The following is a 14,692-nucleotide window of genomic DNA, read 5'->3' as shown; positions in this document are numbered from 1 at the left end:
GAAAAAGATGAAAAGAGAATCAATAATAAACTTTGCGGTCATTATACTTTTCTTTGTTTCAGTTCAAGCATGTAGAGGGCAGAATGAACTAGACTTTACACCTGTTAGTAAGGAATCAACTGAAGAATTGTCAGAAGATCAAAATTCGAGTGAAGATTCGTTTCATAATTGGGCACTAACTCCGCCAATGGGATGGAATAGTTGGGATTGTTTCGGCCCGTCGGTAGTAGAAACTGAGGTAAAAGCAAATGCCGATTATATGGCCGCCAACCTGAAAGAATCGGGGTGGGAGTACATTGTGGTTGATATTCGCTGGTATGTGGATAATCAAACAACAGGACACTACAATGCCTACAACAATTCTACCTTTATTTTGGATGAATACGGTCGTTATATGCCCTCGCCAACACGTTTTCCTTCTGCGGCAAATGGTGCAGGTTTTAAACCACTTGCCGATTATGTACATAGCATGGGGCTGAAGTTCGGAATCCATATTATGCGTGGAGTTCCCAAAGAAGCTGTTTATAATAAACTGCCGATTAAAGGAACAACAAAAACGGCAGCTGATATTTATTCAACCGCTTATGAATGCACCTGGCTGCAGGACAATTATACTGTGGTTGCCAATAGGGAAGGTGCGCAGGAATATTATAATTCAATTTTTGATTTGTATGCCTCGTGGGGTGTCGATTTTGTAAAAGTAGATGATCTGTCTAGACCTTATCATACCGATGAAATTGAAATGATCCGTAAAGCGATCGATCAAACCGGAAGACCGATTGTATTAAGTATGTCTCCCGGAGCTACACCGGTTGAAGAACATGAACATGCAACGTCGCACGCTAATATGTGGCGCACGATCGATGATTTTTGGGATAACTGGGCACAGTTGAATTATTCGTTTGAAAAATGTGCCGAGTGGGCACCTTATATCCAGCCCGGCGCATGGCCCGATGCTGATATGCTTCCGTTAGGAAAATTTATTCGCGGAGAACGTGCTACAAACCGATATACAAAGTTCACAAAAGACGAACAGTATACGTTAATGACCCTCTGGACGATGTTCAAATCACCATTGATGTTCGGAGGAAATTTGCCCGACAATGATGCGTTTACCAATTCACTGTTAACCAATGACGAAGTGCTTAATGTTCACGCCCATTCAACGAATAATAAACAGTGGTTTAATGAAAATGGTGTGATAGGCTGGACAGCAAATGATCCTGAGTCGAGCGATAAATACGTGGCCTTGTTTAATAGTGGGGGCGACGGATTTGTGAATACGAACAGCCTTTTATATCGAAGTGGTACGGTATCTCGCTTAACCGATGGTTATGGAGAACACATTGATATAAAATTGCCGGAAGGCAGCAAAGAACTGTACCTAATCGTAAACGATGGTGGCGATGATTTTGCTTGCGACCATGCAGATTGGATCAATCCAACGGTTTATCTTTCAAATGGAGATTCGATAAAACTAACCGACCTGACCTGGAAAAATGCATTTGCCGGCTGGGGAAATGTTTCGGTTAATAAAAGTGTTTCAGGCGGTAGCTTGAACATAAAAGGAACGGTTTACGAAAATGGAATCGGAACGCATTCAAAGTCTATCATTCATTATGAAATACCTGAAAACAGCGTTCGTTTTAAAGCTTTTGCCGGGCTGGATATTGGCGGAACAAGCCAACAGGGAGGTGCAACAGTAGAATTTATGGTGTCAGTTACCGATCCAACGTCTATGGATGAAGATGCAGTTGCAATTCCGGTCAATCTGAAAGAATTAGGATTCAGTGGAGATTGTGCAATTCGCGACCTTTGGGAGAAGAAGGATCTGGGGACTTTTTCAGGTGTTGAGTTTGCTCCAACAATCAATTATCACGGAGCAGGATTGTATCGAATTTCACCTTCTGCACAATAACCGGGATGCAATAAAACAGAATCAAGATATGCATCGTAATATAGCTTGTTCACATCATCAGGCACATTTAACGCAAGTTGTCGAATTTGTTTCTACTATTTGACGATTCTGTAATAGTAAGAAAACAATCTGTTGAATAAATTTGAAGCAGTAAATTCTGAAAGTAAAAATTGAATACAATGAATAAATCAAAACCTAAATTAATTGCAGCAATTATTAAAAGTACGCTGTTTTTTGCCGGGTTATTTTCGATGGTGGCATGTAATAGCGAAGCACCACAAACCGATGCTTACCTGTTTGCTTATTTCACCGGCAACGGACCGGGCGAAGAAGCCATTCGATATGCGGTAAGCACCGATGGTTATAACTACCGGGCACTGAACAACAATCAGCCAATTTTGGATTCCAAAAAGATAAGTACATCAGGCGGTGTGCGCGATCCGCATATTTTGCGTGGTGCCGACGGCAAAACCTTTTACATGGTAGCCACTGATTTGTTTGTGCCCGAACAAGGGTGGAATAATTTTGCCATGATTCTGATGAAATCAACCGACCTGATCAACTGGAAAACATCGGTAATTAATATTCCGGAGACTTACCCGGATGAGTTTGGTGATGTGGATCGTGTTTGGGCACCACAATCGATTTATGATGCGGAGACAGGTAAATACATGGTTTACTTTTCGATGAAGCAGGGAAATAATCCTGACATTATTTATTATGCTTATGCGAATAAAGATTTTAGCGCTTTAGAGGCCGCACCAAAACAGTTGTTGTACAATCCAACCAACAATGCCTGTATCGATGCTGACATCATTGAAAAGGACAATAAATTCTACATGTTCCACAAATCGGAGAGTGGTGCACCGGGAATAAAACTCGCCATTTCAGATAAATTGACGGAAGGATATACTTATCCAAATTTTGATCGTGTGGATAGCGAAACAGAACGTGTGGAAGGTTCCGGCGTTTTCAAATTGAATAATTCGGAAGATTGGATTCTGATGTACGACGTTTATACGAATGGTCGCTACCAGTTTACAAAAAGCTCTGATCTACAGCATTTTGAAATTATTGATGAGGCGGTTTCGATGAATTTTCATCCACGCCACGGAACTGTATTGCCAATTACTACAGAAGAATACAATCGTTTGATGACAAGGTATGCAAAAACTGACGATTTGTTTATCGATGCCACTTCCGATCAATTGAAAAAGAACAATGTGGTTATTAACGGGACGCAGAAGAAGATTTATCTTCCTGTAAAAGTAGGAACCGATTTAACTTCTTTCGATCCTCAGATTACGGCATGGAAAGGTATTACTGTTGCCCCGGAAGGTCCGCAGGATTTTTCGAAAAGTGCGGTTGAATATACCTTTACAATTGTAGGGCAGGAGCCCGTTGTATACAGCGTTACAGCTTCGGCAGATCATAACCCGGCACTGGTTGGTTTTTATGCCGATCCGCAGGTGTTGTATTCCAATAAAACAGGCAAATATTATATCTATCCAACTTCCGACGGATACACAGGCTGGTCGGGCTACTACTTCAAAGTTTTTTCATCGGATGATTTGGTTGATTGGAAAGATGAAGGTACGATTTTGGATATGAAAGCCGGCGATGTGCCATGGGCTGACGGTAGCTCGTGGGCTCCAACCATTGTGGAGAAGAAAGTAGGTGACGATTATAAATACTATTACTATTTCAGCGGAAACTATGTTGCCGGAGGCGGTAAGCAGATTGGAGTTGCCGTAGCTGATGATCCAATCGGCCCTTTTGTAGCGGAAAAAGAACCGATGATCAAGGAGTCGCCTGTAGGACGTGGACAGCAAATCGATCCATGTGCTTTTATCGATCCGGTTTCCGGTAAATCTTACATTTATTGGGGAAATGGTTATTTGGCAGCTGCAGAGTTGAATGAAAATATGGTTTCGATAAAAAAGAATACGATTAAAGTTTTAACGCCAAAAGGTGGAACACTTGCCGACTATGCTTTTCGCGAAGGAGTTTATGTGATTTACAGAAACGGAACCTATTATTTTATGTGGTCGGTTGATGACACCGGATCGCCCAACTATCATGTGGCTTACGGAACTTCAAAATCGCCAATGGGACCTATTAAAGTGGCCGAAAATCCGGTTGTAACTACTCAGGATGCCGCTAATGGAATTTATGGTCCCGCTCACCACTCGGTAGTTCAGGTTCCGGGAAAAGATGAATGGTACATGGTGTATCATCGTATTAATGCCAAACATTTACACGATGGCCCCGGTTACCACCGCGAGGTTTGTATCGACAAAATGGAATTCAACGAAGACGGTACGATTAAACCGGTAGTGGCTACAGTTAAAGGAATTAATCCGGTTAACTAAAATAATAATGAAAAACCTAAACCTAATAACTACACTTTTTCTTTACCTGGTATTTAACAGTGCTTTGCTGGCGCAAACGAAATCTCCCGATTACGCGGGAGTTATAAATGCCAGGGTTCGTGTTATTGTTGATAACGATTTTGGAGGGGATCCGGATGGGCTGTTTCAACTGGCTCATCATTTATTGTCTCCAAGTGTAGAAGTCAAAGGAATTGTTGGTTCGAAACATTACGATGGCGGCTTTTATGATGCTCCGGGTGATGCCAAATATTCCTGTAAAATGGTCAATGAGTTGTTGGCAGCAATGCACATGACAGAAAGCTATTCCGCGTTGGAAGGAGCAAGTTACGAATTGCCGGAAACGCTAACACCAATCGTAACGGAAGGGGCAGAAGCAATTGTTCGCGAAGCCATGCGAACCGACACCGACAAGCCTTTGTATGTAGTTTGTGGAGCCGGCTTAACAAATATTGCCAGTGCCTTTTTAATGGAACCTAAAATTGCAGAAAGACTGACTTTAATTTGGATCGGTGGAACAGAATATGAGGGAATTGCAGATCCTCCACCGGGTGCAAGTAAACGCTGGGAGTACAATACCGGTATTGATGTTAAAGCCTGCCAGGTTGTTTTTAATCAATCGTCTATTCCAATCTGGCAGATTCCTCGTGATGCCTACAGACAGGCACTTACCTCATACAGCGAGCTTATTTATAAAGTGAAAGGAAAAGGGGAGGCTGGCAATTATCTGGTCGGTCGCCTGGAACACCTCATGAAACAGTCGAATAAATCGCTGGGAGAAGCCTATGTTTTGGGCGATAGTCCATTGGTGCTTCTAACAGCATTGCAGTCATCATGGGAATCAGATCCTGCTTCAAGCAAATACAAAATTAAACCGGCACCAACAGTCACTGATTCAGGAATGTTTGAGGAAAATTCTGTCGGCCGGGAAATCAGGGTATATTACGATTTGGATATTCGTCTGATGTTCGAAGATTTCTTCGCAAAGCTGAGTTTATTTAACGATGCAAATCAGAAATAACGATACCAAACATTAAAATAATCATGAAATAAAATTTAAGCTAATGAAATCAAAAGTTATACTATCCTTGCTTATTAGTCTTTTCTGTGTTAACGTAATTGTTGCTCAGGTAGGATTTGGCAAGGCCGAACAAATCAACAACAGTTGGAATTTTACTTTAAACGACGTTGAAAACGGACAATCTGTTCAGTTAGACGACAGCCGTTGGGAAAGCGTTGATCTGCCTCACGACTGGAGTGTAAAAGGACAGTTAAGCCCAACTTTGGCCAGTGCAACCGGATATTTGCCGGGCGGAATTGGATGGTACCGAAAACACCTGACAATTCCGGCAGATAAAAAGGATGAGAAAGTGTACCTGTACTTTGAAGGCGTGTACAACCGCAGCGAAGTTTTTGTTAATGGTGTATCGCTTGGCAAACGCCCGAATGGCTACATTTCGTTTATGTACGATGCTACACCCTACATCAAATACGGCGAGGAAAATGTGATTGCTGTTCGGGTTGATCATAGCCAGTCGGCCGATTCGCGTTGGTATACCGGATCGGGTATCTACCGCGATGTTTGGGTGGTTTATGCCAATCCGGTTCATATTGAGCAGTGGGGTGTTTATGCTTATCCCGAGCAATTGAAAAAAGGCTACCAACTTCAGGTTGAAGTGAATATTGAAAACGGTTCGTCAGAATCATCTGTCCTAACCATTAAAAACGAATTGTTGGATGAAAATAACGAAGCTATAGCTAAATCATCCGGTAAATTAACGGTCGCAGCCAACCAGTCAGGAAAAATTCAAACGGCCCTTAAAGTGACAAAACCAGAGCTTTGGTCGCTTGATAATCCCAATTTATACACGTTAAAAACCTCGGTTTATAGTGGAGATGAATTAATTGATGAAGCCACAACAAAAACCGGTTTCCGTCATTTTACATTCGATCCGAATAAGGGATTTGCCTTAAATGGCGAATCGATGAAAGTGAAAGGCGTTTGTTTGCATCACGACGGTGGAGTGTTGGGATCTGCAGTTCCCCGTGAAGTTTGGAAGAGAAGACTCTTAACCTTAAAAGAAATTGGCGTGAATGCCATTCGTACCAGTCATAATCCGCAGGCTACCGATTTATACGATTTGTGCGATGAGCTGGGACTGCTGGTATTAAATGAAGCTTTTGACGAGTGGGAATTCCCCAAACGTAAATGGTTACAAGGCTGGAATGTTGGAACTCCCGGTTTCGAGGGATCGTATGATTTCTTTGAAGAATGGGGCGAAAAAGATTTGGCCGACATGGTTAAACGCGATCGTAACCATCCTTCCATTTTTGCCTGGAGTATTGGTAACGAAGTGGATTATCCGAATGATCCGTACTCACATCCGGTGTTGGACGGTGGAACCGAAACAGGTTTCACACAGCCTATTTTTGGTGGATATAAAAAGGATGCGCCTGATGCCGAACGCTTGGGAGCTATAGCCGAACGTTTGGTTAAAGTGGTGAAGCAGTACGATCAGTCGCGCCCAACAACAGCAGGTTTGGCCGGTGTGGCAATGTCGAACCAAACAGGTTATCCTTTTGCGTTGGATATTGCCGGTTATAATTATACCGAAAGTCTGTACGATCACGACCATGAAAAATATCCAAACCGGGTTCTTTACGGTAGCGAAAACCGTCACGATATTGCGGCTTGGAAAGTAGTAACATCACGCGAATTTGTTTTTGGTCAGTTTCTTTGGACTGGGATCGATTATTTGGGCGAATCGGGTCGTTGGCCGTCACGCGGGTTTTATTCCGGTTTGCTCGATTTCGGCGGATTTATAAAACCGCGCGGGTATTTCCGCCAGTCGTTGTGGTCGGATAAACCAATGGCTTACCTGGGAACTTATCCCATATCAGAAAGAAGCAAAGACAGAGGACCTTCGATGGATGCATGGCCAATCTGGAACTACGAGGATGGTCAATCTATTCGTGTGGTATGTTACACCAATGCAGCACAAGCAGAACTGAGCCTGAACGGCAAAGTAGTTGGAGAGAAAAAGGCATATAATGATGAGACGGGTATTATTTACTGGGATATTCCATATCAGGCTGGAAAACTTGAGGTAATTGGAATAGACGAAAACGGCAATAAGGTTAGCCAGAATGCTATACAATCCTCAAGTCGGTCGAATGAAATAAAAGTGATTTCAAATGAAACAACTATCGAAAAGGGCAAAGTAGCTCAAATTATAATTCAAGTTGTGGACGAAGATGGAATCCCGGTGATGTTATCGGATGATGAGGTGACCTGTCAGATCGATGGCGATGCCAAATTACTTGGTCTGGAGGCAAGCAATAATTCAGATATGTCGGATTATACCGATAACAAACAACGTGTATTTCACGGACGAATGATTGCTTATATCCGTGCCGGTGAAAACGAGGGAAAAGTTGTGGTGAAATTTTCAGCTAATTGGGTAAAGTCGGCTGAAACAAGTATTGAAATCCGTTAAAGAAATGAGATCGTGAAAACAGTCTCTTTAAGAAGCATAAAATAATAATGGAATAGATATTACCTAATTGGTGCTCAGCGGTTATGACATTGCAATTCGTCGCAAATAGAAAAGAGTTACACTTGTTTTAGTGTAACTCTTTTTTTTGTGGGCCCACCTGGGCAAGTATCGAACTTTTTCCATGAAGATTATGAGGGCATTTTGAGTTATATGAAAAGAGAAAAACAGAAAGGAATTCTGAAATTATAGTAGGTACTATGTGCGGGATATTGTCAAATTACATGATCTGACTCCATCCCAAAATATAAAACTGTTTTTACTCTACTGTAATTTGACCGTCGTTTTAATTCCTTTATCAAATCAGATAGAACTAAGAGGTGAATCCATGACAAGAAAATTTAAAAAGGGAGAATGATTATTTTATTAAGTATGATTCAAAATAACTCTGAAAATGTTCTGTCCATTTTGGAAAAATCAGAGGTGGTTAATGTACTTTTTGACCGGTGGGCAACTTAAATCGTAAAGGGTAGTCAACTTAAATCGTAGAGGGTGGTCACTTTAAGCGGATTTTCCAATTCTGCCTACATATTCTTGTTAATACCATTCGCATTAATTCGCACCTTAAAATCAGTTCAATTAAAGAAAACAGAAGTAATATGTTTAGTAACATGTAAGGCCGTGCATGTTGTTATATTGTTGATATTCAAGGCATGATATGTTGTGTAGCATGTTCTGATATACGTAATTATTCATAATTTTATTATCAGTTAATCAATTGATTGTAAATATTTATATGAAAAATCCTATACGCATACTAGATTCACTTTATATTTTTTAATTATAGCATATTAGATACCGGGCGTCAATGTTCTTTCTATGAAGATGTCCTCTTTTCATGATATAAAAAAGGCATTTATTTTATAAAAGATTATTATTGAATTATAACTTCTTATTCTTCAATAAACTTTGAATCGGTTGTATGATTTTTCGAATTAGGATCTATTCTTATAACAGAAATTTAAACTAAACTGATAATGCGTAATCCTATAAAATGGTCATTTCTATTTTTACTTTTTACTCAGAGCCTTAATGCCCAAAGTGAGCTGGATTTTGTAGATGCCGATAAATGCCCCATTTTTCAGAAGTTGTATGTACAAACCGACCGTGAGATCTATTTCCTTGGCGATACCATTTGGTTGAGTGCTTACCTGCTCGACGCGAAAACACATATTCCGGTTAAAAATGATCAGAACTTGTATGTTGATTTAATTGACTCAACCGGGGCAATAGTTAAATCGGAAATTTTTCCTGTGTGCAACGGATTCGGGGAAGGGAATATTCCAATTGTTGATTCGGTGCTCACCGGTGATCTTGTATTCCGGGCTTACACCAACTACCTCCGAAACTTTGGCGACGATAGTTATTTTTACAAGTCGCTGACCATTGAGCGAACCAAAAACTCGTTTGAGATCGATGGTGATTTACAGGAAGTAGATAACAGTTCGGAAGTGGAACCTATTGTTCGTTTTTTCCCAGAAGGTGGTATTTTGCTCGAACACACTCCAAATGTTATTGGCGTAAAAATTACGGGGGAGAATGGTGAAAGTATAAACACCAATGGACTGGTGCTGAATGAAGACAAAAAAACTGTAGCCCTTTTCGAGACCAACTACAAAGGGCTGGGCAAGTTTGATTTTTACCCAAACAGCGGCGAAAAATACACTGTGGTTTTAAATGCTTTTCCAAGGTTAAAAGTTGGGTTTTGGGAACCGGAGAAAGAGGGCATAAAACTTCAGTTATATAACAATTCCGAAGATCTTTTGCATGTTGGTATTTTAAGTAACTCTAAAAATTATTTGCGCGAGAAATACACGCTGGCCTGCATAAATCGAGGAGAAGTAATCTTTTACAAAAAAGTAAAACCAACCCAAAACGATTATAGTGTAAAAATAGAGAAGACTAAATTTGGTGCGGGGATCAATCGTCTAGTGTTATTAAACGAAGATTTAAATCCGGTTTCAGAGCGTTTGTATTTTAACAACAATATCGAAACAAATACCATACGGTTGCCATTGCAGGATAAGGTTTGTTCAAATCGAAGTTTGATAAATTTTCAGTTGTTTGCCGATGAACAATTCCTATCTGATAGCGCGAGGCTTTCCGTTGCTGTTGTTAACGAAAATAGTTTGAATGCTTTCGGTGAATCACAAACCCTATTGTCACGGTTGTATCTTGATGCTGAACTTATTGGCCGCATTGAATCGCCGGCCGATTACTTTAACGACGATGGGGAAATTTCTGCCGAACAGAAACTCGATCTGCTGATGTTAACACACGGCTGGAGCAACTACATCTGGAATAAAATTGCAGACCTGGATGAGGAAGAATTTGTTTATCCGGTAACGGCAGGTTTTAATATTGGCGGCTACGTAACTAACCTGTGGAACAAGAAGCGGATGCCCGAAAGCGAAGTTATACTAATGGTGCAAAACGATAGTTTATTCAGCTCGTGGGAAACCACAGATGCGGAAGGCCGGTTTGTTTTTCAGCACATTAATCTGGCTGATTCGGCAGCTGTTACTTTGCAGGCCCGAAAAAGTAGCGAAAGTGAAAACACCAGAGTAACGCTTGAACCATTGACTACTATTTCTGCGGCTTTTAATCCGAATAAATTCAAACAATATTCCGAACGAAATAAAATTCCGCTTGAACTTTACCGGCAGAACTATTATGCGAGCCTTGCCGAAAAGGAATTCGAGCCGGAAAAAAATGTGATAATGATTGATGAGGTAGAAGTCTCTGCAAATGCTCCAGTACAAGAGGAAATTAAATTTACACAGATTTATTCTAAACCTGATTATTCGATAACACCAGTCGAGGGGGATTTTATGGCGAATAATTTACAGGCTTTGTTGTTTGAAAAAGCACCAATTTTTTTTGGTAATAGTATGCCTTTGTCAATGTCTGCTGGAACAAAACCCTTGATCTATGTTGATGGGTCTCTTTATGAAGATCCAACTTTTCCATTCCCTCCATTGCCTGTAGCTAGTATTGACAGAGTAGATATCATTGATCGAAAGAATCCAACAGGAATGGCGTTACTAGGAGCAAGAGGTTCTAATGGTGCGATATTTATTTATACAAAGAAAGGAGGTCAGGATGAGGTACGGGAAAAATTCTTGAAAGGAGTGATCAAACAAAAGATAAAAGGCTTTTCGAAGTACCGTGAGTTTTATTCGCCAACCTATACTGCAGAAAACAGAAATTCAGAAAAACCGGATAACCGAACTACGCTGTACTGGAATCCTTCGGTGAAACTTACAAATGGAGCTGCGAATATTTCATTTTTCACATCGGATGATATTGCCCGCTACATCGTTTTGGTGGAAGGTATAACAATAAATGGTGTGGTTTGTATAGGTAGGACGGACTTTGAAGTTTTACCAAAGCAAAGTAAAAAGGAGTAAGATTATAAGGTTAGATAAAGGACGAAATTATAGATTTTTTAACTCAGATATACTTATGGATTCAATAATATCGACTAATCAAGTGATTATTAACTCGCTAATGTTAAATGCGAGTTTTATTGATAATATAGGATTATTGAACGGGAAAATGGGAATTGCTATCTGCTTTTTTCAATTGGCACGAACAACAAATGAATCCGTTTATTATGACTATGCAGGAGAGTTAATTGATGAAATTTATGATGAACTCTCTATCGAAACTACTCTTGATTTTGAGAATGGTCTTGCAGGTATTGGTTGGGGAATTGAATATCTGGTACAGAATGGATTTCTGGAAGCAGATACAAATGAGGTGCTGGAAGAGTTCGATAATAGATTATATAATGAATTGAATCTAAATCCTTCTCAGGAAATCGGATTGCTTAAAGGAATTATAGGCTTGGGAATATATTTCTTAACACGAATTCCAACAAAAATATCATTAAGCGAAAAAAAAGTTTCGATTGCTTCTGAAGCACTGATTCAGATAATTGAAATGCTGGATTATCGTGTAAAGGATATTTCAAATATGATATATGAAGAATCAACATATTCAATGGCTCAAAATAAAAGTAAATTTTTTGATATTACTTGGGATTATTCTTCTCTATTATGGTTTTGTTCAGAGCTATTGCAAAAAGATATTGCCAGTATTGACGTCGAAAACATTATAGAAAGACTGATTGAGCCGTTGGACGAAAATAGAAGCAAGTTAACCAATCCAAAACGATTATTAATTTCAATAACATTATTAAAACTTAAGGAGGCCCTCAAAAACCGAGAGAGGAATCAAAGTAGATCTGGTTGTAAAATATTGAATATCGAGAAACTTAATAAGATAGTGCAAGAATTTCTTGCGGAGGAGGCTTCTGAAAATGTAAAATCCCCTTATCCAATTAACAATGCCTCATTTCGCTATGGAACATCAGGGATTGCTTTTATACATAGACAGATTCAATTGATTAAGGGGGACTATCATTTTAAGAATGATCAACATTTTTTAGAACAGGGCATCAATAATTTTGATTTTGAGAATCCGAATGCTTTCGGATTGATGGAGGGATTAGCTGGAATTATATTGATCCATCAATTATGAAGAGAAATAATTATGAAGAAATATAACTGGATAATTTTGGTTAGTAAAGACCGGGGTACAAATTATGGAGTTGGAACTTTCATTAAACAACTCTCAATAGAATTGTCTCGAAGGAATGATCTAAATGTTTTTATTCTTGAGATCGGAATTTCGATTAACAAATTTTTTTCATTGAAAAAAGATGATAAAATAACAATTCTAGAAATTCCAGTTAGGGAGAATATATCAGGAATTGATACCAAAAAAAATCAAGAGAAACTGTCTAAAAGCATCGCTCGGATAGCGTTAAAGTACATTCCGTCAGAATGCCAAAATGTGATTCATATGAATTTTCTCTTTCAGTATTTTATAGCGATGGAGCTAAAGAATAATTTGAATGGAAAAATTCTTTTTACTCAACATGTATTTTATACGGAACATAGATCAAGTCAGTTTTTTAATATTGAGTCACATGTTTATAATGATGTAGATAAAATAATTACTGTAACAAAACACGGAAAGGATCATTTATTAGAAAAAGGATTAGATACAAATAGTATAGAGGTCGTTTACAATGGAATTGATCCTAATCAAATGAATCCTAGTCAGAATTTCCATAATCGAATACTTGAAAAGTATGGATTGAATAAAAATGAAAAACTGATATTGTATAGCGGAAGAATCGACCCGATAAAAGGATTAGACTTTTTGTGTAAGGCAATTGAAGGCTTGGTATATAAAATGAACGATTTTAGGCTGGTATTTGCTGGTGACGGTAATTATAATCAACTTTTTAAGTCAGCCCGAAAAATTTCTGTGCATGTTAGCTATTTGGGATTTATTCCGTATGAAGATGTTGTCGCACTGTATCATATTGCAGATATAGGAGTAATTCCTTCATTAGAAGAACATTGCAGTTATGTTGCACTAGAAATGCTTCACGCTGGGCTTCCAGTTGTTGCTTCTTCTATTGGAGGATTAAAAGAGATTTTTAACCATGAACAAAATGCCTTTCTTGTTAAAACAATAAATGATTCAAATGTATATGGGAGGATTCCAGTTGTTGAAGAATTGGAAAAATATATGTACATGTTGTTAAATGATGACCAACTTAAAACAGATTTCTCAAAAGACGGAAAAGAAAGGGCAGGTCGATTGTTTACTTCAGGAATAATGGTGGACAATTATATTAAAATAGTAAATGAATTGTTGTAATGGGGGATATTAACGAGAATACCGTTTTTGTGTTACAAAAAGCCATCGAGTATCTGAGCGTAAAAGTAACAAAGACCTCAATAAAGGATTTCTTATACAATCATCCTGATTACCCAACATTAAAAAGTATATGTCATGCTCTGGACAAATGGAATATCAGTTATTGCGCATTGAAAGTTGAACCTGATGAAATAGAAGAACTGGAGAGGACATTTATTGCCCACTTGAATATTTCCTCAGGGATTTTGGCATTTGTTGAAAAAATAGAAAATGAGGAAGTAACTTATTTTGTTCATGAAGATAAGCCGATTAAGGAAGCTTATAGCACTTTTGCAGATCGACTTTCAGGTGCAATTGTTGTGATGGAAAAAAATCAGAATTCCGGAGAAAAGGAATATAAAAGGATTAGACAAAACGAAATTCTATATAAAATTCTGTTCCCTTTCGTAATCTTGTCCTTCATAATTTTTATCATCTATAATATTAATTCAGGATTAGATTCAGACAAGATTAATTTTTATAAAGACTTTGATTTTTTTGCAATTGCAATTGTTAAGATGATTGGATTAACGGCGTCTATATTTTTAACTTTACAAGAGTTTAAAATTCAAACACTTCTAGCTAAAAAAATTTGTAACTTGGGTTCAATCACCGATTGTGAATCGATACTGACTTCAAACGAATCCCGATTTTTTGGTTTCATTAATTGGAGTGATGTTGGTTTGGTTTATTACAGTGGCACTTTAATTTACCTTCTTAGTTCCTCCGGTAATTATGATTTAAGTGTATTGGCTATACTTGGTGTTTTGATACTGCCGTACCCAGCTTTTTCCATATACATTCAAGTATTTAAAATTAAAAAGTTGTGTCCCTTTTGTATCGTTGTTCAGGCAATGTTGATATCGGAGTTTATTTTGTTGATCCCTTTTTTGACACCATTGAATATCAGTGTTGTAAATATATTGGGACTACTCGTTGCTTTTTTTATTCCGGCAACTTTTTGGTTTCTCTACAAGATTAACCAACTTTGTAAACTTCCCCTTTTTAGGACTACTCAAAAATAGATTATTTTCTTTTTTATAACCAAATTC

General features: G+C 38.6%; 8 protein-coding genes. All 8 read left to right on the top strand.

Annotated elements, in window-relative coordinates; genetic code table 11:
* Window positions 1–7: 7 nt before the first annotated feature.
* The 8 genes from SLH46_RS00040 (at window position 8) to SLH46_RS00005 (ending at window position 14,665) form a co-directional block, all read left to right on the top strand.
* Complete coding sequence (locus SLH46_RS00040) at window positions 8–1,918, top strand: NPCBM/NEW2 domain-containing protein (RefSeq protein WP_320279080.1); 1,911 nt, start codon at window positions 8–10, stop codon at window positions 1,916–1,918.
* Window positions 1,919–2,097: 179 nt separating this feature from the next.
* Window positions 2,098–4,290 (top strand): family 43 glycosylhydrolase, encoded by a 2,193-nt coding sequence (locus SLH46_RS00035; protein WP_320279079.1) that lies wholly within the window; start codon window positions 2,098–2,100, stop codon window positions 4,288–4,290.
* Window positions 4,291–4,297: 7 nt separating this feature from the next.
* Window positions 4,298–5,329: a nucleoside hydrolase gene (locus SLH46_RS00030; RefSeq protein ID WP_320279078.1), complete on the top strand. Its 1,032-nt coding sequence runs from the start codon at window positions 4,298–4,300 to the stop codon at window positions 5,327–5,329.
* Between the two features lie 43 nt (window positions 5,330–5,372).
* Window positions 5,373–7,805: a sugar-binding domain-containing protein gene (locus SLH46_RS00025; protein WP_320279077.1), complete on the top strand. Its 2,433-nt coding sequence runs from the start codon at window positions 5,373–5,375 to the stop codon at window positions 7,803–7,805.
* A 1,034-nt stretch (window positions 7,806–8,839) separates the two neighbouring features.
* Window positions 8,840–11,272: a hypothetical protein gene (locus SLH46_RS00020; protein WP_320279076.1), complete on the top strand. Its 2,433-nt coding sequence runs from the start codon at window positions 8,840–8,842 to the stop codon at window positions 11,270–11,272.
* 55 nt (window positions 11,273–11,327) lie between these two features.
* Window positions 11,328–12,407, top strand: coding sequence for a lanthionine synthetase LanC family protein (locus SLH46_RS00015; protein ID WP_320279075.1), 1,080 nt, complete (start codon window positions 11,328–11,330; stop codon window positions 12,405–12,407).
* 12 nt (window positions 12,408–12,419) lie between these two features.
* The gene (locus tag SLH46_RS00010) at window positions 12,420–13,601 is read left to right on the top strand and encodes a glycosyltransferase family 4 protein (RefSeq protein ID WP_320279074.1); all 1,182 of its coding nucleotides are present in this window, start codon (window positions 12,420–12,422) and stop codon (window positions 13,599–13,601) included.
* Window positions 13,601–14,665, top strand: a complete 1,065-nt coding sequence (locus tag SLH46_RS00005; protein ID WP_320279073.1) for a vitamin K epoxide reductase family protein — start codon at window positions 13,601–13,603, stop codon at window positions 14,663–14,665. Before SLH46_RS00010 ends, SLH46_RS00005 begins: the two co-directional genes overlap by 1 nt.
* The last annotated feature ends 27 nt before the right edge of the window (window positions 14,666–14,692 follow it).

The sequence above is a fragment of the Draconibacterium sp. IB214405 genome (genome assembly GCF_033963885.1).
Lineage (GTDB): Bacteria > Bacteroidota > Bacteroidia > Bacteroidales > Prolixibacteraceae > Draconibacterium.
This window is presented reverse-complemented; position numbering and strand designations above follow the sequence as displayed.

Excerpts from the sequence above, each read along its gene's own strand:
- SLH46_RS00010 (WP_320279074.1), top strand. The coding sequence starts at position 12,420 with ATGAAGAAATATAACTGGATAATTTTGGTTAGTAAAGACCGGGGTACA.
- SLH46_RS00025 (WP_320279077.1), top strand. The coding sequence starts at position 5,373 with ATGAAATCAAAAGTTATACTATCCTTGCTTATTAGTCTTTTCTGTGTT.
- SLH46_RS00020 (WP_320279076.1), top strand. The coding sequence starts at position 8,840 with ATGCGTAATCCTATAAAATGGTCATTTCTATTTTTACTTTTTACTCAG.
- SLH46_RS00030 (WP_320279078.1), top strand. The coding sequence starts at position 4,298 with ATGAAAAACCTAAACCTAATAACTACACTTTTTCTTTACCTGGTATTT.
- SLH46_RS00015 (WP_320279075.1), top strand. The coding sequence starts at position 11,328 with ATGGATTCAATAATATCGACTAATCAAGTGATTATTAACTCGCTAATG.
- SLH46_RS00040 (WP_320279080.1), top strand. The coding sequence starts at position 8 with ATGAAAAGAGAATCAATAATAAACTTTGCGGTCATTATACTTTTCTTT.
- SLH46_RS00005 (WP_320279073.1), top strand. The coding sequence starts at position 13,601 with ATGGGGGATATTAACGAGAATACCGTTTTTGTGTTACAAAAAGCCATC.
- SLH46_RS00035 (WP_320279079.1), top strand. The coding sequence starts at position 2,098 with ATGAATAAATCAAAACCTAAATTAATTGCAGCAATTATTAAAAGTACG.